General features: G+C 66.3%; 22 protein-coding genes and 2 pseudogenes. 8 read left to right on the top strand and 16 right to left on the bottom strand.

Annotated features, from left to right (window positions below; translation table 11 throughout):
• Window positions 1-56: 56 nt before the first annotated feature.
• The 5 genes from mltG to ACPFMJ_RS13875 all read left to right on the top strand — a co-directional run bounded on the left by mltG (window position 57) and on the right by ACPFMJ_RS13875 (window position 5,294).
• Complete coding sequence (gene mltG, locus ACPFMJ_RS13895) at window positions 57-2,321, top strand: endolytic transglycosylase MltG (RefSeq protein WP_424360571.1); 2,265 nt, start codon at window positions 57-59, stop codon at window positions 2,319-2,321.
• A 77-nt stretch (window positions 2,322-2,398) separates the two neighbouring features.
• The gene (locus tag ACPFMJ_RS13890; RefSeq protein WP_424360570.1) at window positions 2,399-3,292 is read left to right on the top strand and encodes a YicC/YloC family endoribonuclease; all 894 of its coding nucleotides are present in this window, start codon (window positions 2,399-2,401) and stop codon (window positions 3,290-3,292) included.
• 66 nt (window positions 3,293-3,358) lie between these two features.
• Window positions 3,359-4,015 (top strand): guanylate kinase, encoded by a 657-nt coding sequence (gmk, locus tag ACPFMJ_RS13885; protein WP_424360569.1) that lies wholly within the window; start codon window positions 3,359-3,361, stop codon window positions 4,013-4,015.
• 31 nt (window positions 4,016-4,046) lie between these two features.
• Window positions 4,047-4,415 (top strand): DUF488 domain-containing protein, encoded by a 369-nt coding sequence (locus ACPFMJ_RS13880; protein WP_424363867.1) that lies wholly within the window; start codon window positions 4,047-4,049, stop codon window positions 4,413-4,415.
• A 33-nt stretch (window positions 4,416-4,448) separates the two neighbouring features.
• Window positions 4,449-5,294 (top strand): sialate O-acetylesterase, encoded by an 846-nt coding sequence (locus ACPFMJ_RS13875; RefSeq protein WP_424360568.1) that lies wholly within the window; start codon window positions 4,449-4,451, stop codon window positions 5,292-5,294.
• Here ACPFMJ_RS13875 and rsmA read toward each other — a convergent pair.
• The 9 genes and pseudogenes from rsmA to ACPFMJ_RS13830 form a co-directional block, all read right to left on the bottom strand.
• On the bottom strand, window positions 5,269-6,129 hold the full coding sequence (gene rsmA / locus ACPFMJ_RS13870) for a 16S rRNA (adenine(1518)-N(6)/adenine(1519)-N(6))-dimethyltransferase RsmA (RefSeq protein ID WP_424360567.1): 861 nt from the start codon (window positions 6,127-6,129) through the stop codon (window positions 5,269-5,271). The genes ACPFMJ_RS13875 and rsmA overlap by 26 nt on opposite strands.
• A complete protein-coding gene (gene pdxA, locus ACPFMJ_RS13865) occupies window positions 6,126-7,121 on the bottom strand; it encodes a 4-hydroxythreonine-4-phosphate dehydrogenase PdxA (RefSeq protein WP_424360566.1) in 996 nt (331 codons plus the stop codon). The genes rsmA and pdxA overlap by 4 nt, the downstream gene beginning before the upstream one ends.
• 313 nt (window positions 7,122-7,434) lie before the next feature.
• On the bottom strand, window positions 7,435-7,674 hold the full coding sequence (locus ACPFMJ_RS13860) for a hypothetical protein (RefSeq protein ID WP_424360565.1): 240 nt from the start codon (window positions 7,672-7,674) through the stop codon (window positions 7,435-7,437).
• A 246-nt stretch (window positions 7,675-7,920) separates the two neighbouring features.
• Window positions 7,921-8,262, bottom strand: a complete 342-nt coding sequence (gene grxD / locus ACPFMJ_RS13855) for a Grx4 family monothiol glutaredoxin (protein WP_424360564.1) — start codon at window positions 8,260-8,262, stop codon at window positions 7,921-7,923.
• 48 nt (window positions 8,263-8,310) lie between these two features.
• On the bottom strand, window positions 8,311-8,541 hold the full coding sequence (locus ACPFMJ_RS13850; RefSeq protein ID WP_424360563.1) for a BolA/IbaG family iron-sulfur metabolism protein: 231 nt from the start codon (window positions 8,539-8,541) through the stop codon (window positions 8,311-8,313).
• Between the two features lie 19 nt (window positions 8,542-8,560).
• The gene (locus ACPFMJ_RS13845) at window positions 8,561-9,133 is read right to left on the bottom strand and encodes an AIR synthase-related protein (RefSeq protein ID WP_424360562.1); all 573 of its coding nucleotides are present in this window, start codon (window positions 9,131-9,133) and stop codon (window positions 8,561-8,563) included.
• A complete protein-coding gene (locus ACPFMJ_RS13840) occupies window positions 9,130-9,633 on the bottom strand; it encodes an AIR synthase related protein (RefSeq protein WP_424360561.1) in 504 nt (167 codons plus the stop codon). The genes ACPFMJ_RS13845 and ACPFMJ_RS13840 overlap by 4 nt, the downstream gene beginning before the upstream one ends.
• 21 nt (window positions 9,634-9,654) lie before the next feature.
• Window positions 9,655-9,888: an AIR synthase-related protein gene (locus ACPFMJ_RS13835; protein ID WP_424360560.1), complete on the bottom strand. Its 234-nt coding sequence runs from the start codon at window positions 9,886-9,888 to the stop codon at window positions 9,655-9,657.
• A pseudogene (locus ACPFMJ_RS13830) lies at window positions 9,875-10,805 on the bottom strand (AIR synthase-related protein). Before ACPFMJ_RS13830 ends, ACPFMJ_RS13835 begins: the two are co-directional and overlap by 14 nt.
• Window positions 10,806-11,096: 291 nt before the next feature.
• On the opposite strand from ACPFMJ_RS13830, the gene ACPFMJ_RS13825 reads away from it, so the two are divergent.
• From ACPFMJ_RS13825 to ACPFMJ_RS13815, 3 genes are read left to right on the top strand one after another with little or no spacing between them, the layout of a single operon-like run.
• The gene (locus ACPFMJ_RS13825) at window positions 11,097-11,486 is read left to right on the top strand and encodes a hypothetical protein (protein ID WP_424360559.1); all 390 of its coding nucleotides are present in this window, start codon (window positions 11,097-11,099) and stop codon (window positions 11,484-11,486) included.
• The gene (locus ACPFMJ_RS13820; RefSeq protein WP_424360558.1) at window positions 11,459-11,608 is read left to right on the top strand and encodes a hypothetical protein; all 150 of its coding nucleotides are present in this window, start codon (window positions 11,459-11,461) and stop codon (window positions 11,606-11,608) included. Before ACPFMJ_RS13825 ends, ACPFMJ_RS13820 begins: the two co-directional genes overlap by 28 nt.
• Window positions 11,605-11,970, top strand: coding sequence for an OmpW family outer membrane protein (locus tag ACPFMJ_RS13815; protein WP_424360557.1), 366 nt, complete (start codon window positions 11,605-11,607; stop codon window positions 11,968-11,970). The genes ACPFMJ_RS13820 and ACPFMJ_RS13815 overlap by 4 nt, the downstream gene beginning before the upstream one ends.
• A gap of 101 nt (window positions 11,971-12,071) precedes the next feature.
• Here the strand turns inward: ACPFMJ_RS13815 and ACPFMJ_RS13810 are convergent, their stop codons facing one another.
• From ACPFMJ_RS13810 to rho, 7 genes and pseudogenes are all read right to left on the bottom strand, one after another.
• Window positions 12,072-12,962, bottom strand: coding sequence for a ParB/RepB/Spo0J family partition protein (locus tag ACPFMJ_RS13810; protein ID WP_424360556.1), 891 nt, complete (start codon window positions 12,960-12,962; stop codon window positions 12,072-12,074).
• Window positions 12,963-13,021: 59 nt separating this feature from the next.
• Complete coding sequence (locus ACPFMJ_RS13805) at window positions 13,022-13,843, bottom strand: ParA family protein (protein ID WP_424360555.1); 822 nt, start codon at window positions 13,841-13,843, stop codon at window positions 13,022-13,024.
• On the bottom strand, window positions 13,827-14,477 hold the full coding sequence (gene rsmG, locus ACPFMJ_RS13800; protein WP_424360554.1) for a 16S rRNA (guanine(527)-N(7))-methyltransferase RsmG: 651 nt from the start codon (window positions 14,475-14,477) through the stop codon (window positions 13,827-13,829). The genes ACPFMJ_RS13805 and rsmG overlap by 17 nt, the downstream gene beginning before the upstream one ends.
• On the bottom strand, window positions 14,474-16,327 hold the full coding sequence (gene mnmG, locus ACPFMJ_RS13795; RefSeq protein ID WP_424360553.1) for a tRNA uridine-5-carboxymethylaminomethyl(34) synthesis enzyme MnmG: 1,854 nt from the start codon (window positions 16,325-16,327) through the stop codon (window positions 14,474-14,476). The genes rsmG and mnmG overlap by 4 nt, the downstream gene beginning before the upstream one ends.
• Window positions 16,328-16,341: 14 nt before the next feature.
• Window positions 16,342-17,634 (bottom strand): tRNA uridine-5-carboxymethylaminomethyl(34) synthesis GTPase MnmE, encoded by a 1,293-nt coding sequence (gene mnmE, locus ACPFMJ_RS13790; RefSeq protein WP_424360552.1) that lies wholly within the window; start codon window positions 17,632-17,634, stop codon window positions 16,342-16,344.
• A 2-nt stretch (window positions 17,635-17,636) separates the two neighbouring features.
• Entirely contained in the window at window positions 17,637-18,614 is a 978-nt protein-coding gene (locus ACPFMJ_RS13785; protein ID WP_424360551.1) for a Rieske 2Fe-2S domain-containing protein, read from the bottom strand.
• 118 nt (window positions 18,615-18,732) lie between these two features.
• A pseudogene (rho, locus tag ACPFMJ_RS13780) lies at window positions 18,733-19,997 on the bottom strand (transcription termination factor Rho).
• Window positions 19,998-20,026 lie beyond the last annotated feature (29 nt).

The raw sequence follows: 20,026 nt of genomic DNA, 5'->3' as shown, positions 1-20,026 counted from the left end.
CAGTTGGCGACAAGCCCCTTCGGGCGCTTGGATCGGGGTCGATTCGGATTGGCGTGATGACGATTATGAGCGACGAGACGGGCGATAACGGCGTGACGCCGAGCGAAGAGGCGAAAGCGCCGGAAGCGGAAAAGAAACCCGAATCGCCAGCGGAAACAGCCAGGAGCGCGCCAGCGGAATCGCCGGCCGAGCCCGTGAAGGCGGAAAGCGCCGCAGAGGCGCCGACGCCTGAGCCCGCAAAGGCCGACGCCGCCGAGCCCGTCGAGACGCCCGCGGCAAGCGAGGCGCCCAAGATGGAAGCGCCGAAAGCCGAGCCGCCAAAACCCCTCGAAGCCAAGCTGGAATCCAAGCCGCCGGAACCCAAGCCGGCCGAATCCCAGTCCCTCGAATCAAAGCCCGTGGAACTGAAGGCCGCCGAGCCTGCGAAAGCGTCCGCGCCGGAGATTTCCCCCGAATCGAGACCGACGGAGCCGGCGCCAGAGCCGGCGGCCGGCTCGTCCTTCTTCCGCCGGCGCGCCGCGACCGGCCAACAGACCTTGCAGCCCGAGGCGCCGCCCGCCCCTCCGCCGAAAAAGAAGAAGCGCCGCGACGGCACGCTTTCGGCCATGAGCGGCTTTCTGAGCTTCCTGCTCGTCGCCCTCGTCGCCAGCGCCTTCGGCGTCATCGCCACGCTGCACAAGCTGAAGGAGCCCGGTCCGCTCGGCGCCGACAAGATCGTCTATCTGCCGCCGCGCAGCGACGTGCCGGAAATGCTCTCGCAGCTCGAGCGCGAAGGCGTGATCGACAGTCCCGGCCTGATGAATTTCGCGCTGCTCGTCGAGGGCGCGCGCAGCAAGCTCAAGCCTGGCGAATATCTCTTCAAGCAGAAAGCGAGCCTGCGCGAAGTCATCGACGAACTCGTCGCCGGCAAGCAGCTCATGCACAGCCTCACCATTCCCGAGGGGCTCACCAGCGAGCAGATCTCCCAGCGGCTGCGCGAATCGGACCTTCTCGCCGGCGACATTCTGGAGACGCCGAAGGAAGGCGCGCTGCTGCCGGAGACCTATAAATTCCCGCGCGGCTTCCCACGCGCCAAGCTCGTCTCCAAGATGCAGGACGACCAGCGCAAGATTCTCCAGCAGATCTGGGACAAGCGCGCCAAGGACCTGCCGCTGCGCTCGCCTTACGAGCTCGTGACTCTCGCCTCCATCGTCGAGAAGGAGACGGGGAAGCCCGAGGAGCGCCCGCGCGTCGCCGCCGTCTTCATGAACCGCCTGCGCAAGGGCATGCGCCTCCAGTCCGACCCGACGATCGTCTACGGCCTCGTCGGCGGCAAGGCGACGCTCGGCCACGGCATCCTGCGCTCCGAGATCGAGAAGTGGACGCCCTACAACACCTACGCGATTGACGGCCTGCCGCCGGGCCCCATCGCCAATCCGGGCCGCGCGGCGCTGGAAGCCACCGCCAATCCGGCCAATACGCGCGATCTCTATTTCGTCGCGGACGGCACGGGCGGTCATGTCTTCGCGGAATCGCTCGACCAGCATTCCCGCAACGTCCAGAGCTGGCGCAAGATCGAGCAGGACCGCAAGGCGGCGCCGCCCGCCGGGATCGATCAGTCCATTCCCGCCGCCGTTCCGCCGGCCGCGCCCAAGAGCGACAAGCGCACCGAGGCCCCCATTGGCCGCCTCGTGGCGCTGAATGCGCAGGGCGAGGATTATCCGGCGGGCCGCGCCATGGCGCCGGATCACGGGGCGACGCACCGTCTCGGCAAGTTCTCGCCCGCCGGCGCCGCCTTCTTCCTTGGCGGCCATGAGGACCCGACCGCCGACGCCGCGCGCCATCTCGCCAAGCTGCGCGTCGCGCGGCCCTATTTCACGCAGGACGCCGCCCAGCCGAAATCCCGCGCCGGCTTCGACGCCGAGCTGCTGGCTTCAGCCGCCCCGACCGCGGGCGCCGAGGGCGAGGACGGCGCGATCGGCCCGGACATGATGGCCCGCGAAAGCGCCGACGGCAAAGCCCTGCCGGACGAGATGGCGGACATCGCCGCCTATCCCGTTTCGCCCGCACGCCGCGCCGAACAGAAGGCCCGCGCCGCCCGCCTCGGCCTCACCGCGGGCTCGGACGAGCTGCCGACCGACGCGCTCGGCGCCCGCGTCTCGCCCGAGGAAGCCTCGGCGCCCGCCGCCGAGACGCCCATCGCCATGGCGCCCACCACGCAGCCCCGCGCCCGTCCGCGCGCCTTCGACGCCTCGGAAGGCACCGCCCTCGATCCGCTGCGCGACAAGAGCTGGGACCTCACCTCCGCCAAGACCGTTCCGTCCGCCGCGAATCTGCGCTGAGGGCGCCCGCCGCGCCCGGTTTCCCTGTGAACGGAAAACGCGCTACATCCCGGCCGACCTCTCGCCCGGAGCCGCCCATGACCCATTCCGTCGCCAGCATGACCGGCTTCGCCCGCGCGCGCGGCAGCCTGGGGCCGTGGAGCTACGCCTGGGAGCTGAAGAGCGTCAACGCCAAGGGGCTGGACCTGCGGCTGCGCGTGCCGACGGGTTTCGACGCCGTCGAAATAAAAGCCCGCGCCGCCGTCACCGCCCAAGTGGCGCGCGGCTCGGTCTTCGGCAATCTCACGGCGAAGCGGGCGGAGGCCGAAGGCTCGGCCCGCGTCAACCGCGCCGCGCTGGACCGGCTGCTCGCCGCGCTCGACGACGTGCCGCTCCACGCCAGCCTGCGCCCCGCCTCGCTCGACGGCCTGCTGGCGATCCGCGGCGTGGTCGAAGTGGTGGAGCCGGAGGATGACGAGGCCCAGCGCGCGGCGCTTGAGCAGAGCATGCTCGCCGCGCTCGATCAGGCGCTGGAAGAGCTGCTGGTCTCCCGCCACGCCGAGGGCGCCGCGCTGGCCGCCGTGCTGCAGGAGCGGCTGACGAAAATCGGGTCCCTCGCAGCGCGGGCCGACGCCGCCCCCGGGCGCCAACCGGAAGCCGTGCGCCAGCGCTTGGCGCAGCAGGTGACGCGGCTTCTGGAGACCGCCGAGACGCTCGATCCGGCGCGGCTGCATCAGGAGGCGGTGCTGCTCGCGGTCAAGGCCGACATTCGCGAGGAGCTCGACCGGCTCAAGGCCCATGTCGCAAGCGCGCAGAAGCTTCTCGCCGATGGCGGCCCGATCGGCCGGCGGCTCGATTTCCTGGCGCAGGAATTCTCGCGCGAGACCAATACGCTCTGCGCCAAGTCCAACGACGCCGAACTGACCGCGATCGGGCTGGAGCTCAAGATCGAGGTCGAGCAGCTGCGCGAACAGGTGCAAAACATCGAGTAGGGCAGGCGGCGCGCCCCAAGGGTTGAAAGCGGCGGCCCGATTGCCTATTGCCGATTGCCCCTACTCATGACATTCGTCGATATGGACCTCTCCCTACCGCTGCGCCGCGGCGTCGTTCTCATCCTTTCCTCGCCCTCCGGCGCCGGCAAGACCACGCTGACGCGGATGCTGCTGCAGGACCGCGACCTCGACCTCACGCTGTCGATCTCGGTGACGACCCGCGCGCGCCGGTCGAGCGAAGTCGACGGCATCCATTACCGCTTCATCAACGAGCGCCAGTTCGTCGCCATGCGCGACGCGGGCGAATTGCTCGAATGGGCCGAGGTGCACGGCAATTTCTACGGCACGCCGCGCGGGCCCGTCGAAGCGATCCTCGCGCAGGGCCGCGACTGCCTCTTCGACATCGACTATCAGGGCACGCGCCAGGTGCGCGAGAAGATGGGCGCCGACACGGTGACGGTCTTCATTCTGCCGCCCTCCATGAAGGAGCTGCGCGCGCGGCTTGAGCGCCGCGCCGAGGACGCCAAGGAGGTGATCGAGCGCCGGCTGGAAAACGCCCGCAAGGAAATCGCGCGCTGGAAGGATTACGACTACGTCATCGTCAATGACGACCTTCAGCGCTCCTTCGACGACCTCATCGCGATCCTGCGCGCCGAGCGCCAGCGCCGCCCGCGCCGCGAGCGGGAGATCGACGGCTTCGTGGGCAAGCTCCTGAGCGAATAGAATTCGCGCCGGCGCGCGCTAATTCGTGCTCATGCACGCGATTCATCTCAAGCGCGCCTATGATCCCCCCGAGGAAGACGACGGACTGCGCGTTCTCGTCGACCGGCTCTGGCCGCGCGGCCTGAGCAAGGACAAGGCGGCGATCGACCATTGGGCGAAGGCTTCCGCGCCGAGCAACGAGTTGCGGCGCTGGTTCGGCCACGATCCGGCGCGATGGGATGAATTCCAGTCGCGCTATCGCGAGGAACTGCAATCGCCCGAAGCGGAGGAGGAGATTGCTACCTTGCGCGCCTTGGCCCGAAAGAGCCGCATGACGCTGCTTTACGCGGCGAAGGACGAAGAGAGGAACAACGCCGTCGTCCTGCGGGATTATTTGCGCACGGCCAAGGCGCGTGCATGATCCCGTCCCATGGGGACAGGGAAAACAGTCGTCGTGAAACCGAATTCAATCTCGCCGCGCGCCATCGCGCTTACAGCGCTGCTTGGCGCCGCGCTTTACGCTGTCTCGGGCGAAAGCGGCGGCCCGTCTTACGACCGTTACGGACGCCTTGCGGCCTATCCCGGCAAGGAGGCCGCCGCCTGCCCGGCGCAGGACGCGCGCACCGCCGTGATCCTCGCGTCGGGCCAGTCCAACATCGCCAATCACGCGGAGGCGCCAGCCCGCACGGCCTTTCCCGGAAGGGTTTTCGGCTTCTATGACGGCGAATGCGCCCCCGCCGCCTCGCCGCTCCTCGGCGGGACCAATCTCGGCGGCGAATGGCTTACGCTGCTCGGCGACGCGTTGATCCGCTCCGGGCGTTACGACAGGGTGGTGCTCGTCCCCGCTTCCGTCGGCGGCCAGCCCATCTTCCGTTTCGCCGAGGGCGATCTGGGCGAGATGCTCGACGAGACGGCGAAGCGCGTCTCCGCGCGCTACCGCGTCACCCATGTGATCTGGCATCAGGGCGAGTCGGACTATGCCGACGAGACAGAACCGGACGCCTATCGCGCGATGTTCCTGAAGATCGTCGGGCGGCTGCGGGCGAAAGGAATCGACGCGCCCGTCTTCGTTTCGGTCGCGACCTATTGCGCGCCGATGCGGGATTGGAAAAACGGAAACGCGATACAGGCGGCGCAGCGGGCGCTGCCGGACGAGAAGCTGGGCCTGTGGCCCGGAGTCGACTCGGACGCCTTCGACCCCAAAACCAGCCGCTCCGACAATTGCCATTTCTCCGCCGCAGGACAGGCGCGGATGGCCGAGGCGCAGGCGAAGGTCATTCTCGACCACGCGCCGCGCTGAGCGCATTGGCGAGCGCGACGAAGCCCGCCACGTCGATTTCCTCGGCGCGGCGCGTTTCCTCGATTCCCGCTTTCGCCAGCAAGGCGGCTGCGTCGAGGCCCAGACTCTTGAGGCTCTGGCGAAGCATCTTGCGGCGCTGACCGAAGGCGGCCTGCGTGATCTGCGAGAGGGCGCGCGGATTGCAAGCAAGCGGCGAGGGGTTCGGAACGAGCTCCACGACCGACGATGTGATTTTCGGCGGCGGCGTGAAAGCCGCCGGCGACACGTCGAACAGAATGCGCGCTTTCGTGCGCCAGCCGCAGAGCACGCCGAGCCGGCCATAATCCGCGCGCTGCGCCGGCGTCGCGACGATGCGCAACGCGACCTCCTTCTGGAACATCAGCACGTAGCGGTCGAAGACGCTGGGCCAGGGCTCGGCCTCGATCCAGCGGGTCAGCAGCGCCGTCGCGACATTGTAGGGGAGATTGGCGCAGATGCGCGCGGGCCCTTTCGCACCGGTTGCGCGCACAAGCTCCGCCACATCGATCTCCAGCGCGTCGCCTTCGATGACGGTGAGGCGGCCGGGATAACGCTCCCCGATCTCGGCGAGCGCCGGCAGGCAACGTTGGTCGCGCTCGATGGCGACGACATGCGCGCCCTGTGCCAGCAGCGCGCGCGTGAGGCCGCCGGGGCCGGGGCCGATTTCGACGACCACGGCGTCCTCGAAAGGCCCCGCCGCGCGCGCGATGCGGCTCGTGAGATTGAGGTCGAAGAGGAAGTTCTGGCCGAGCGTCTTCTTCGCGTCGAGGCCATGGCGCGCGACGACTTCGCGCAGGGGCGGAAGATCGTCGATCACGCGGTCATCCGCCCGGCGAGCCTGATCGCCTCGATGAGGCTCGTGGCGTCCGCGACGCCCTTGCCCGCAATGTCGAAAGCCGTGCCGTGATCGGGCGAGGTTCGCACGAAGGGCAGGCCCAGCGTGACGTTGACGCCGCGATCGAAAGCGAGCGTCTTGATGGGGATGAGCGCCTGGTCATGCGTCGGGCAGAGCGCGACGTCGTAATTCCTGCGCGCGGCGGCGTGGAACATCGTGTCGGCGGGGAAGGGCCCGCGGGCGTCGATTCCCCTGGCGCGCAATTCTTCGATCGCGGGCGCGATGGTCTCGATTTCCTCGCGCCCCAACGCGCCGTCCTCGCCCGCATGCGGATTGAGGCCCGAAAAGGCGAGACGCGGCGTCGCGATTCCGAAGCGCTCGCGCATGTCTTTCGCGACGATCGCGCCCGTCTCGACAATCAGCGCTCTCGTCAGGCGCTGCGGCGCTTCGGCGAGCGGAATGTGAATGGTGATCGGCACGACCGCGAGTTCCTGCGACCAGAGCATCATCACGGCGCGGAACTCGGCCTGAAAATGACGACGCGCCAGTTCGCCCAGAAACTCGGTATGGCCCGGATGGGCGAAGCCCGCCGCGTAGAGCACCGACTTTGCGATCGGGTTTGTGACGACGGCGCGCGCTTCGCCCGCCACCACATGGGCAACGGCTTGTTCGATCGAGGCGATGGTGGATTTTGCGTCCTCGGGATCGGGGCGACCGAACGGACCGCGCGCCTCATGCCCGTGAGACACGACCGGCAAGGCGCGCGCGAAAACCCTGGCGGCGTGGAGCGGCGTCGTTTCCTCCAGGGGCACGTCGATCGCGAGCGCCCGAGCGACGCGGGCGAGATGGGTCGGATCAGCGAGGATAAAGAAGGGCGGCAGCCCCGCCGCGTCACGCGCGGCATAGGCCTTGAGCGCCAGCTCCGGCCCGATGCCGGAAGGGTCGCCCTGGGTCAGGACCAGAGGGCGACTCACGAGGAGACCGCCCCGGCGCGCAGAGGTCGTTGCGGATCGAAACCGAAAATCATGCCGCGAAAGTTGCTCATGACGGCGCCGAAATCAATGCGGGAGCGAATGCGAATGGAAAGATAGGCGAAATCTATGTATATCCGGATATCGACGTCTTGTCGGCGTTGAACCACAGAGGCGGCTTTCGCCTCCGAGCGGAGAGAAATGCTGCATTGCACAAGAAAATATTTTTGGCCAGAGGCAGTCGCGGGCCGTCAGATTGAAAAAACAAAGCCCCGGCGGTTGGCCGGGGCTTGTTTCGAAAGCTTATCGGATCGAATCAGCGGGCGCCCTCCAGAATGATGTTCCCTGAAGGGTCATGCGGCCGGCCCTGAAAGACGTAAGGCGACTGATGGCGCGTCGCGTCGCGCGGCGAGGCGCTCAGCGCTTCGTCGCGCTGGTGCCTCTGGGTCGATTGGCCCCACACCTCGGCGAAATCGAAAGACCGGTCATAGGCGAGCGCCGGGGTCGAGAGCACGACGCCAAGCGCCGCGGCGGCGAAGACCAATTTATGGGACATGGGTTCCTCCATCTCCAGAGCGCTACGCGGGCGAACGACTCCGCTGGTCCCCCTCGGCGCCTGTAACTGGAAGTCTCCTTCATCTGGCTGTCATAAAAAAGCGTAAGATGCGTTCCCCCGCTGTGGCGCCAAGAGCAGTTGCAGCATGGGGCCCGGGACGCCGACGCAACCCATCGAAAAAAACAAATGCGCGCCGCTCCGAAGAGAGCGGCGCGCAGTGAATTCAGCGACAAGAATGGCGGCGCTTTACGCCTTGCCCGCCTGCGCGTGGGGCACGCCTTCCTTGTCGAAGAGCGCGGTGAGTTCGCCCGACTGGAACATTTCGCGCGTGATGTCGCAGCCGCCGATGAATTCGTTCTTCACGTAGAGCTGCGGGATGGTCGGCCAGTTGGAATAGGCCTTGATGCCTTCGCGGATATCGCCGTCCGCAAGAACGTTGATCGCCTTGTAGGGCACGCCGAGATGGTTGAGGATCTGCACCACCTGCATGGAGAAACCGCATTGCGGGGCCGCCGGCGTGCCCTTCATGAAGAGGACGACGTCGGAGGATTCGATCTCGCTCTTGATGCGGCTGTTGATGTCGGACATTTGCTTTCCTTTCTCGCGGCGTTCAAGGCGCCGCGCTGCGTGATCTCTTTAAGGCGCGCGCGTCGTCAGCGCCAGCGCGTGAAGCTCGGTCCCCAGCCGCGGGCCGAAGGCGGCGTTGACGAGCTGGTGCTGCTTCACGCGGGTGAGGCCGCGAAACTGCTCGGAAACGACGGTCGCCGCCCAATGGTCGTCATCGGCGGCGAGCGCCGTCAGCTCCACCGTGGCGTCGGGAATGGCCGTTTTGATGATCCGCTCGATTTCGGCGGCGGGCATGGGCATTTCGATGGTCCTCTTTGCGTCATGAATTGTCGGAAAAGACACGGTCGTCGCCAGCCATATAGGCCGGAAGCGGCGTTTCATGCGCTTTGCGCAGCTCGGTCAGCAATATCGGCGCCTCGCCCGGGAGGATCAAGGAATCGCCGCCGGTGACGCCGAGCGAATAGATGGGAACGCCTGCTTTCGTCGCCGAGTCGGCAATAGCCTCAGCGTCCTTGCGCGTGGCGGCCGTGACGAGATAGCGGGACTGGTCCTCGCCGAAGAGGAAGGCGTGCGCCGGCCCCTCGGGCGCATGGGGCGCGGCGGCGCCGATCCCGCCCGCGAGCGCCATTTCGGCCAGCGCCACGGCGAGGCCGCCATCCGAAAGGTCATGCGCGGCGGTGACGCGGCCTGAAAGCACCAGCTCGCGGACGAATTCGCCATTGCGGCGCTCGGCGGCAAGATCGACCGGCGGCGGCGCGCCTTCCTTGCGGCCGCAAATGTCGGCGAGATAGGCCGACTGGCCGAGCCAGCCTCTCGTTTCGCCGATCAGGAGAATGACCTGGCCCTCCGCTACAAATCCGGTCGGCGCGGATTTCGCGACATCCGCGATCACGCCGACGCCGCCGATGGCGGGGGTGGGCAGAATGCCCGCGCCCTTGCGTCTCGTTGTAGAGCGAGACGTTGCCGGAGACGATCGGGAAATCCGAGCGCGCGCGCCGCCTCGCCGATGCCGCGCAGGCAACCGACGAACTGGCCCATGATCTCGGGCCGCTCCGGATTGCCGAAGTTGAGGTTGTCGGTGAGCGCGAGCGGCGTCGCGCCGCGCACCGTGATGTTGCGCCAGGCCTCGGCCACGGCCTGCTTGCCGCCCTCGATCGGGTCGGCGGCGCAGTAACGGGCGGTCACGTCCGTCGTGACGGCAAGCCCCTTGGGGCCTTCCTTCACGCGGATCACGGCCGCGTCGCCGCCCGGCTGGCCGACGGTGTTGCCGAGGATGAGATGGTCGTATTGCTCCCAGATCCAGCGCTTGGAGCAGAGATTAGGGGCGGATAGCAGCTTGAGCAGCGCGTCTCGGTTCGACATGGGCGGCGTGACGGCGGCCGCGTCGATCACGGGCTGTTTGGGCGTCGGGACCTAGGGCCGGTCGTAGAGCGGCGCCTCGTCGCCGAGCTCCTTGATCGGCAGATCGGCCTTGACCTCGCCCTTGTGCTTCACGACGAAGCGCAGCGTGTCGGTGGTCTGGCCGACGATGGCGAAGTCGAGGCCCCATTTGCGGAAGATGGCCTTCGGCCCGCTCCTCCGCTCGGGCTTCAGCACCATCAGCATGCGCTCCTGGCTTTCGGAGAGCATCATCTCATAGGCCGTCATGCCCCTCTTCGCGGCAGGGCACGGCGTCGAGGTCGAGCTCGATGCCGAGATTGCCCTTCGCGCCCATCTCGACCGCGGAAGAGGTGAGGCCCGCCGCGCCCATGTCCTGAATGGCGATGACGCGTCGACGCCATCAATTCGAGGCAGGCCTCGAGGAGGAGCTTTTCGGAGAAGGGGTCGCCGACCTGCACGGTCGGGCGTTTCTCCTCGGCGTCGGCCTCGAAGGCGGCGGAGGCCATCGTCGCGCCGTGAATGCCGTCGCGGCCCGTCTTCGAGCCGAGGTAGACGATCGGATTGCCCGACGCCGGCCGCGGCCGAATAGAAGATCGAATCGGCGCGCGCGAGGCCGACGGCCATGGCGTTGACGAGGATGTTGCCGTCGTAGGACGGATCGAATTCCGTGGAGCCGCCGACCGTCGGCACGCCGAAGAATTGCCATAGCCGCCGACGCCCGCGACGACGCCGGACACGAGATGGCGCGTCTTTGGATGCGCCGGCGCGCCGAAGCGCAGCAGGTTCAGGCAGGCGATGGGACGCGCGCCCATGGTGAAGACGTCGCGCAAAATGCCGCCCACGCCCGTCGTCGCGCCCTGATAGGGTTCGATAAGGAGGGGTGGTTGTGGCTCTCCATCTTGAAGACGCACGGCGTCGCCGTCGCCGATGTCGATGACGCCCGCGTTCTCGCCGGGCCCGCGAATCACCCACGGCGCGCTGGTCGGCAGCTTGCGCAAGTGGATGCGCGACGACTTGTAGGAGCAGTGCTCGTTCCACATCGCCGAGAAGACCCCGAGCTCCGTGAAGCTCGGCGCGCGCCCGAGCAGCTTCAGGATGCGGTCATATTCGTCGGGCTTGAGGCCGTGGGCGGCGACGAGTTCGGCGTCGACCTTGGGTTCGGCGTGGGACGTGGTTGCGGTCAAGTGAGCGGACCTTGCGCAGGGGGCGGCGGTTTTTTGGGCGCCGCAGCGACGCGGAATGCGCCGGAATTCTTGAGAGTCTCAAGCGTTTCGCAGCGTCTCGATTAGCGCTCGCCGTGCGGCAAGGCAACAGCGCCGATCTGTTGCGCAAGTGACACAATGGGAAAGAATGAACAGTCCACAAGCTTTTTATTGACATTAGTCAAATACGCCCGATCAAAAACGAGGCAGTTTGACTGCGACTCGGCGCGTCGGCGTCGACCGTCGATAGAGAGATTTCCCGAGGGGGTTCCGATGAGGACTTTTGTTCGCGGCGCTTTCGCCGCCTTCGCGATGGGGACGGCCGCCGTCTCCGCGCACGCCGCCGATCTTCCCAGCATCAAGGCCCCGCCGCCGCCGCCGCCGGTTATCGAGCCCTTCCATCCCTTCCAGGTTCGCCTGAAGGTTGGCGGCGTCGTCCCGACCGACGGTTCTGCGACGATCTATGACCGCGGCACGGGCACCTGGCTCGGCAACCAGACCGTTCTGCAGGCCGTCGGCTACAGCCTGGGCGCCGGCAGCGTCTTCCCCGTCGCCAGCACGAACATTTCCTCCTCGGTCATCCCGATGATCGACGTCGATTACTACATCACGAAGAACTGGGCGATCGAAGCGATATGCTGCGTCAGCCCGGCCATCACGTGACGGGCGTCGGGTCGATCAAATCGACCTTCGTCATCAAGACCTGGGTGTTCCCGCCGTCGATGCTGCTGCAGTATCACTTCACGCAGTTCGGCGCCTTCCAGCCTATATCGGCGTCGGCGTGAACTTCACCGCCTATTGGGGCACCCGCGCGGGCAACCAGATGTTCCCGTTCGCCCTTCCGAACTTCCCGGGCGTTGCGAGCTTCACGACCGCCACCGCCGCCACCATCACCCCGTCCTGGGGCGTCGTCGGCCAGGCTGGCGCCGACTACATGTTCAACGACCATTGGGGCGTGAACGTCGACGTGAAATACATCATGATGGAGCCGAACGCTCACGTTTGGGCCGTCAACACGGGCACGCCGTTCGGCGCCCTCGCGGTTCCGCTGAACCTCGCCGTGAAGGTCAATCCGATCGTCGTGTCGGCCGGTCTGACCTACCGCTTCGGCGCGGACTGGGGCGTTCCGAAGATCCTGCCGTTCTGATCCACACGGATCGGCGCAAAAAAGAACCGGCCCTCGCGGGCCGGTTTTTTTTGTGTCTCTCGCGATACCGAATGTCCGGCCGCGTCTTGCGCCCGCTTAATTTATTCGCTCAGCAGGCGGCAAATAGCGTCGAGCTGGTCGAGTGATTGATAGCGGATGCGCAGCTCCCCGCGCTCTCCCTGATTCTTGATGTCGACCGCCATGCCAAGCGCGTCGCTCAGCGTCTTCTCCAGCGCGCGGGTGTTGGCGTCCTTGTCCGCACGAGAGGGCTTCTTGCCGGGAGCGGCGTCGCCTTCGGACGCAGCGGCGGCGTTGGCCGCCTGCGACTGCGCCATGGCCTCGACGTCGCGCACCGTCAGGCCCTGTTCGACGATCTGCCGCGCCACCGCTTCCGGGTTCTCGACCGCGAGCAAGGCGCGGGCATGACCCGCGGAAATCGCCCCATCCCGCACCAGCGCCTTGGCGCCCTCCGGCAGATTAAGCAGGCGCATCGTATTGGCGACGTGCGAACGGCTCTTCCCGATGATCTTGGCGATCTCGCTCTGGGAATAATTGAACTCCGCGCCGAGCCGCTCATAGCCCTTCGCTTCTTCGATGGCGTTGAGATCGGCGCGCTGGACGTTCTCGATAATGGCGAGCTCGAGCGCCTCCTTGTCGTCGGCCTCGTGAATGACGACGGGCACGTCCGCGATTCCGGCGGCCTGCGCCGCCCGCCAGCGACGCTCGCCGGCGATGATCTCATAGGCGTCTGCGACCCCGGGAATGGCCCGGACCACGATGGGCTGGATGATGCCCTTCTCGCGAATCGAATTGGTCAGATCGGCGAGATCCTCCTCACGGAACTGCGTGCGGGGATTGCGAGGATTGGGGCGCAGAAACTCGATCGGAACCTTGCGCTGCCCGCGCGGGCGCTCCGCCGGCGCGTCGTCGCTGGCGTCGCCCAACAAAGCCGCCAAGCCGCGGCCCAGCCGTCGGCGCGGTTCTTCCACCATGATGAAAACGCTCCTTACTGGAAACGGGCGCGCTCATCGTGGCGCGGCCCGGAAGAGGATCAAGCCGCGCGCAGCCTTTTTTCCCGTTGAATCACTTCGGAGGCGAGCTTGAGATAGGCCTGGCTGCCGGAGCACTTCAGATCGTAGAGCAACACCGGCTTGCCATGCGAGGGCGCCTCGGAGACGCGCACATTGCGCGGGATCATCGTCTCATAGACCTTATCGCCCATGAAGCGGCGCACGTCCGCGGCGACCTGGGTCGCGAGATTGTTGCGCGGGTCGAACATGGTCAGCACGACGCCATGGATCGATAGCTTGGGGTTCAAGGTCCGCGTGACCTGATCCACGGTGGAGAGCAACTGAGAGAGGCCCTCCAGCGCGAAAAACTCGCATTGCAACGGCACGACGACGGCGTCGGCGCTGGCGAGCGCATTGATCGTGAGCAGGTTGAGCGAAGGCGGGCAATCGATCAGAATATAATCGTAGCGCCGGCCCCCCTCGTGATGCTCGGCGGCCGCCAGCTCTGCCAAGGCCCGCTTCAGGCGGAAGGCTCGGTCCTTGTCGCCGGCGATCTCCAACTCGACGCCAAGGAGATCGAGCGTCGAGGGCGCGATGGAGAGGCGAGGCACGACCGTCTGCACGATGGCGTCGGCGAGGCTGGATTCGCCGAGGAGCACGTCATAGGTCGAGATCTTGCGGCTCTTGCGTTCGACGCCGAGCCCGGTCGAGGCGTTGCCCTGCGGATCAAGGTCGATGACCAGAACTTCCTCTCCCACGGCCGCAAGCGCCGTGCCGAGATTGATCGCGGTCGTCGTCTTGCCGACGCCGCCCTTCTGATTGGCAAGGACGAGAACGCGCTGGCCGTTAGTCTGTCCGGTCAAAATTGGCCTCTGAAGGTGAATGGACAAGGATCAATCTGGCGCGCGGATGCGTGCGGCTTTGAATTGTCTCATAGGTAAAATTACCGACGCGCTCGGCGGCGGTCAATTCGTCGCGCCATTCTTCTCCCTTCAAAAACACGCCTTTTGCGCCGTTTTTTAAGGGGCCCGCGGCCATTTCGACGAGCCGGGCGAGCGGCGCGAGCGCGCGAGCGCTGACGGCCTGAATTTTCCCGGCGAGCGGGGGCAGCGCCCTTTCGATCCGCTCGGCATGGACCTCCACGGGCGCGCCTGTTTCACGTGAAACAGCGCGCAGGAAAGCCGCCTTGCGCTGGTCGCTCTCGATCAGATGCACCGCAGCGCCGTCGCGCCCCTTTAGAAGAAGCGCGGTCACGAGACCGGGAAAACCGGCGCCGGATCCAATATCAGCCCAGACCGTCGCCACGGGCGCAGCCTCGAAAACCTGCGCCGAATCGGCGAAATGACGGATCCAGGTCGCCTCTAAACTATTCGGCGCAACGAGATTGATCTTCGCCTGCCAGCGCCGCAGGAGGTCCTCATAGATGACGAGCTCCCGCTCGATAGCTTCCAGGGATGGCGCAAGCGCCAGGGCCTCGGCCCTGTTGTCTTTGCTCACGCCCGCCGCGCCCGCGCCGCGAGGAGGGTCAGGGCCGATGGCGTCATACCGTCGATGCGCTGCGCTTGGCCGATCGTGCGAGGCTTCAGGAAGGCGAGCTTGCCGCGCAACTCGGCCGAGAGGCCGGCAATCGAGCCATAATCAAGGGATTCCGGCAGAGCGAGCTGCTCATCCCGCCGGAAGGCGTCGATATCCGCCTGCTGCCGGTCGAGATAGACGGCGTAGCGTGCGTCCGTTTCGAGGCGCTCAGCGGTCGCGGAGTCGACTTGCGACAGCTCCGGCCAGATCTCCGTCAGCTTTCCAAATGAGACGAAAGGCAGAGCGAGCAGGGCGAAGCCATTGCGGCGCTGCCCGTCCTGATTGACCGGCAGGCCCTGCTTCAGCGCCGCCGCCGATGTCAGCGAGACGCCCTCGAGCAAGGCGCGGGCGCGGGCAATCTTCTCCGCGCGGGCGCCATAGACCTTCCTCCGCTCTACACCCACACAGCCGAGCTCGGCGCCCCTCGGCGTCAGCCTGTCGTCGGCATTATCCGCCCGCAGCGACAGCCGGTATTCGGCGCGCGAGGTGAACATGCGATAGGGCTCGCTGACGCCGCGCGTGACGAGGTCGTCGATCATCACCCCAAGATAGGCCTCTGCCCGATCGAAGACGACCGAGGGCAGACCCGCGGCGCGCCGCACGGCGTTCAACCCCGCGACCAGCCCCTGCGCGGCCGCCTCCTCATAGCCCGTCGTGCCGTTGATCTGGCCGGCAAAGAACAGGCCTTTCAGACGCTTGGTTTCGAGGCTTGGAGAGAGCTCGCGAGGATCCACATAGTCATATTCGATCGCATAGCCGGGCCGCAAAATGCGGGCCTGCTCCAGGCCGGGGATCGAGCGGATGAAGCCTTCCTGCGTCGCGAGGGGCAGAGAGGTCGAAATGCCGTTGGGATAGACGGTGTCGTCGTCGAGCCCCTCGGGCTCAAGGAAAATCTGGTGCCCGTCCCGGTCGCCAAAACGGGTGACCTTGTCCTCGATCGAGGGGCAGTAGCGCGGGCCGGGGCCCGATATGGCGCCGGTCTTGAGGGGCGAGCGATGCAGGTCCGCCCGGATGATTTCATGCGAGGCCGTCGTGGTGCGCGTGATCGCGCAGGCGACCTGCGGGTTGTCGATGCGCGTCGTGAGCAGCGAAAAAGGCTCGGGCGTCTCGTCTCCAAGCTGCTTTTCGAGACCTTCCCAATCAATGCTCTTGCCATCAAGGCGCGGCGGCGTGCCGGTCTTCAGCCGGCCGACGGCGAATCCGGCCGCGCGCAGCCTACGGGAGAGACCCAATGCCGGGGGATCGCCCATGCGCCCCGCGGGCGTGCGTTCGTCGCCAATATGGATAACGCCACCCAGGAATGTGCCGGTCGTGATAACGACGGCGTCTGCGCGAATGTCGTCGCCCGCGCTCGTGACGACGCCGCGGACCCTCTCACCCTCGACGAGCAGATCTTCGACAGATGCTTCGATCACGGAAAGATTCTCGGTCTGCTCAATCGCCGCCTGCATCGCGGCCCGATAGAGCTTGCGGTCAGCCTGGGCGCGCGGCCCGCGCACGGCCGGTCCCTTTGAGCGGTTGAGCATACGAAACTGGATGCCGCTCTGGTCGGCGACGCGCCCCATCAGCCCATCCAGCGCATCGATCTCCCGAACGAGTTGACCCTTCCCCAAGCCGCCAATGGCCGGATTGCAGGACATGACGCCGATGCTTTCCCGCGAGTGCGTGACGAGCGCGGTTCTCGCGCCAAGCCGGGCCGCGGCAGCCGCGGCTTCACAGCCGGCATGTCCGCCGCCCACGACAATCACATCAAATTCTTTACCCTGTTTCACGTGAAACAGCCCACCTATTTGCCGATGCAGAAATGCGAGAACACCGCGTCGAGGACGTCCTCGACATCCACCGTCCCGACGATACGGCCCAAGGCCCGCGCGGCGGAACGTAAATCCTCCGCGATAAATTCCAAGTCCTTTTCGAGCGCAAGAGCCGAATCGAGCGCTATTGCGGCCAGGGACACAGCCTCCCTATGCCGTTCACGAATCAAAAGCGCCGAGGCCCCGTCCCCGATTCGAGCCTTGGCCCTTTCGGCCACCTCCGCCAACAAGAGATCGAGACCCTCTCCGCTCCGCGCGCAGAGCCCGAGCCAGCCCGCCGGAGAAGGCGCCAGATCGATCTTCGTCGCCACCTTCAGCAACTCTACGCCGGTGGCGGCCGGATCTTCCTGCCCCCCGGCGGAAAGCCAAAGCGCGAGATCGGCCGTCTCCATCCGCTCCAGAACGCGGTCGACCCCGAGGCGCTCGATCTCGTCCGCAGCCTCGCGCAAGCCGGCTGTGTCCACGAAGGTGACGGGCAGGCCTTCAATATCCAGATGAGCCTCGATCATGTCGCGCGTGGTGCCGGGGGTAGGGGAGACAATCGCCATGTCCCGACGCGCGAGCGCGTTGAGCAAAGTCGATTTGCCCGCGTTTGGCCGACCCAGGATCATGACGAGAAAGCCATTTCGCATCCGTTCGGAAGCCGGCGCATCTCGCAGGGCCGCGCGCATCTCGTCGCGTGGCCCGTCGAGCAAGGCCCGCAGGCGCAAAGCGTCGAAACTCCCCACATCGCCTTCATCGCTGAAATCGAGTTCGGCCTCGACCAACGCCAGCGCCTCGATCAGGGCCAGTCGCCAGCCTTCCACCTTTCGACGCAATGCGCCCCCGGCGATCCGGAGCGCCTGACGGCGTTGCGCCTCGGTCTGGGCGTCGACCAGATCCGCCAGCGCTTCGGCCTGAGAAAGATCGAGCTTGCCATTGGCGAAGCCGCGCCGGGCGAATTCGCCGGGCTCGGCCATGCGCAGGCCGGATTGGCGGGAGAGGGCCGACAGGACGCCGTCAACCACGGCCCGTCCGCCATGTATTTGCAGCTCGGCGTAATCCTCGCCCGTCGCGGAATGCGGCGCCGGGAAGAAAAGCGCAAGGCCCTGATCCAGCACCTCGCCGCTCAAAGGCTCTCTGACCGTCACGAAGGCTGCCTGCCGAGGCTCTGGAAGAACGCCAGCGAAAGCGGTCAGCGTCTCCCGAACCCGCGGGCCGGAAAGGCGGATCACGGCGATGGCGGCGCGGCCGGCTCCAGTGCCGAGTGCGAAGATCGTGTCCATGTTCAATCCGTGGGGGCGTCCAGCAGGGGCGCGCGCGGCCGCTCCGCCACGCTCCCCAGGAGCCGCTTTCGATAGATGCGACGGAAGGCGAGGGTCGGCGCGTCGGTCCGCACCGAAGCTTCCTCGCCCGAAGGGGGGACTTCGCCCGGAAGCGAGGATTCGACGATGGCCTGATCCTCCCTGGCGATGCGGCGGTTCAACAGGCGGAAGACCGGGTCGAGCAGGGGCGAACGGGCGAAGCTGCGCATGGTGAGAAGCAGGAGCCGCGACGTCCTGTCGTCCTCCGGAATGCAGGCGACCATCAGGCGCAGGAGTTTGCCAGGCGGGTCGATGAAGAGCTCCATGACGTTGGGGAATCGATATTCGAGCGCGCCGGGGCGCGCCACGCCGTCGATCGCTGCGCTGATTCGCCCGCCATAGGGCCGGTCTTCCCAAGCGACGTCCATCCGCCCGCCGATAAGGCGCCGCGCGTCCTTGCCGATTGTTTTGCGGTGCACAAACGGGAGGTGGGGCATGTCGAGCATGTTTTCCATCGCCCGCGTCCAGTGGACGTTCCAGACGACGGACTGGGCGCAGACCGCAAGGCCGGGGAGGGTGAAGGTTTCGCTCGGCTGCGGCTCCCTATCGGGCGAGAAGCCCGTATAGAGCCAAAGGAGCCCTTCCATCTCGCGAACGGGCAGGGCGACGGCGCCCAGATTCTCGCGCTTGGCGTCCGGGTTCCACGGCACATGACGATTGCAGCCGTCGCCGTCGAAGCGCCAGCCATGGAAGGGACATTCGATTTCGCCCTTGTCGACGCGCCCCAGCGACAGCGCCACGCCGCGATGGGGGCAGCGGTCGATGAGCGCTGCGGCCTTGCCCGACGCGTCGCGAAAGAAGACGACGCGCTCCCCGGCAATGCGCAGGCTGAGCGGCTTGCCAGGCTTCAGATCGCGCGCGAGCGCGACGATGGTCCAGACATTGGCGAAGTTGGAGAACATTGCCGCGCCTCAACTGCCATCCGCCCGATTAGAACGATAGAGGGCGGAGCGGGAAAAGAAAAAGCCCGACGCAAAACGTTGCGCCGGGCATTGTTTAATTCAACTCTGGGAACGTCGACTAGGTGTTCATCGAATCGAAGAAAGCCTGGTTGCCCTTCGTCTCGCGCAGCTTGCCGAGCAGGAACTCGATCGCGTCGACCGTGCCCATCGGATTGAGGATGCGGCGCAGGACATACATCTTCTTGAGGATGTCGGGCGCGACCAGCAGGTCTTCCTTGCGGGTGCCCGAGCGCGTGATGTCGATCGCCGGGAAGACGCGCTTGTCGGAGACCTTGCGGTCGAGATGATCTCGCTGTTGCCGGTGCCCTTGAACTCTTCGAAGATGACTTCGTCCATGCGCGAGCCGGTGTCGATCAGCGCCGTGGCGATGATGGTCAGCGAGCCGCCTTCCTCGATGTTGCGCGCCGCGCCGAAGAAGCGCTTCGGGCGCTGCAGGGCGTTGGCGTCGACGCCGCCCGTCAGCACCTTGCCGGATGACGGGACGACCGTGTTGTAGGCGCGGCCCAGGCGCGTGATCGAGTCGAGCAGGATGACGACGTCGCGGCGATGCTCGACGAGGCGCTTGGCCTTCTCGATCACCATCTCGGCCACCTGCACGTGACGCACCGCCGGCTCGTCGAAGGTCGAGGAGACGACCTCGCCGCGCACGGAGCGCTGCATGTCGGTCACTTCCTCCGGGCGCTCGTCGATGAGCAGCACGATGAGATAGCACTCGGGGTGATTGGTCGTGATCGACTGGGCGATGTTCTGCAGCAGAACCGTCTTACCCGTGCGGGGCGGGCGACGACAAGGGCGCGCTGGCCCTTGCCGATCGGCGCGACGAGATCGATGACGCGGGAAGAAAGGTCCTTCTTCGTCGGATCGTCGATTTCGAGCTTCAGCCGCTCATCGGGATAGAGCGGGCGTGAGGTTGTCGAAGGGCACCTTGTGGCGCACCTTCTCCGGGTCCTCGAAATTGATCGTGTTGACCTTCAGAAGGGCGAAGTAACGTTCGCCTTCCTTCGGACTGCGGATCATGCCCTCGACCGTGTCGCCGGTGCGCAGGCCGAATTTTCGGATCTGCGAGGGCGACACATAGATGTCGTCGGGACCGGCCAGATAGTTGGCGTCGGGCGAGCGGAGGAAGCCGAAGCCGTCCTGCAGCACCTCGACGACGCCCTCGCCGACGATCTCGACGTCGCGGCTCGCGAATTGCTTCAGGATCGCGAAGAGCAACTCCTGCTTGCGCAGCAGGGAAGCGTTTTCAACCTCGTGCTCCTCGGCGAATGCGAGAAGCTCGGCGGCGGACTTTGCTTTCAAGTCCGAAAGTTTGATTTCCCGCATGTGGGCCTTCGAAGAGACGGGCGGATGGA

It is taken from the genome of Methylocystis parvus, assembly GCF_049675845.1.
Lineage (GTDB): Bacteria > Pseudomonadota > Alphaproteobacteria > Rhizobiales > Beijerinckiaceae > Methylocystis > Methylocystis parvus_A.
This window is presented reverse-complemented; position numbering and strand designations above follow the sequence as displayed.

Bases quoted from the DNA above. Each gene is read 5' to 3' on its own strand.
- gmk (WP_424360569.1), top strand. From the start codon at position 3,359: ATGACATTCGTCGATATGGACCTCTCCCTACCGCTGCGCCGCGGCGTC.
- ACPFMJ_RS13785 (WP_424360551.1), bottom strand. From the start codon at position 18,614: ATGTTCTCCAACTTCGCCAATGTCTGGACCATCGTCGCGCTCGCGCGC.
- ACPFMJ_RS13850 (WP_424360563.1), bottom strand. From the start codon at position 8,541: ATGCCCATGCCCGCCGCCGAAATCGAGCGGATCATCAAAACGGCCATT.
- ACPFMJ_RS13860 (WP_424360565.1), bottom strand. From the start codon at position 7,674: ATGTCCCATAAATTGGTCTTCGCCGCCGCGGCGCTTGGCGTCGTGCTC.
- mnmE (WP_424360552.1), bottom strand. From the start codon at position 17,634: ATGGACACGATCTTCGCACTCGGCACTGGAGCCGGCCGCGCCGCCATC.
- grxD (WP_424360564.1), bottom strand. From the start codon at position 8,262: ATGTCCGACATCAACAGCCGCATCAAGAGCGAGATCGAATCCTCCGAC.
- ACPFMJ_RS13890 (WP_424360570.1), top strand. From the start codon at position 2,399: ATGACCCATTCCGTCGCCAGCATGACCGGCTTCGCCCGCGCGCGCGGC.
- ACPFMJ_RS13820 (WP_424360558.1), top strand. From the start codon at position 11,459: ATGCTGCGTCAGCCCGGCCATCACGTGACGGGCGTCGGGTCGATCAAA.
- ACPFMJ_RS13880 (WP_424363867.1), top strand. From the start codon at position 4,047: ATGCACGCGATTCATCTCAAGCGCGCCTATGATCCCCCCGAGGAAGAC.
- ACPFMJ_RS13810 (WP_424360556.1), bottom strand. From the start codon at position 12,962: ATGGTGGAAGAACCGCGCCGACGGCTGGGCCGCGGCTTGGCGGCTTTG.
- mltG (WP_424360571.1), top strand. From the start codon at position 57: ATGACGATTATGAGCGACGAGACGGGCGATAACGGCGTGACGCCGAGC.
- ACPFMJ_RS13825 (WP_424360559.1), top strand. From the start codon at position 11,097: ATGAGGACTTTTGTTCGCGGCGCTTTCGCCGCCTTCGCGATGGGGACG.
- ACPFMJ_RS13835 (WP_424360560.1), bottom strand. From the start codon at position 9,888: ATGACGGCCTATGAGATGATGCTCTCCGAAAGCCAGGAGCGCATGCTG.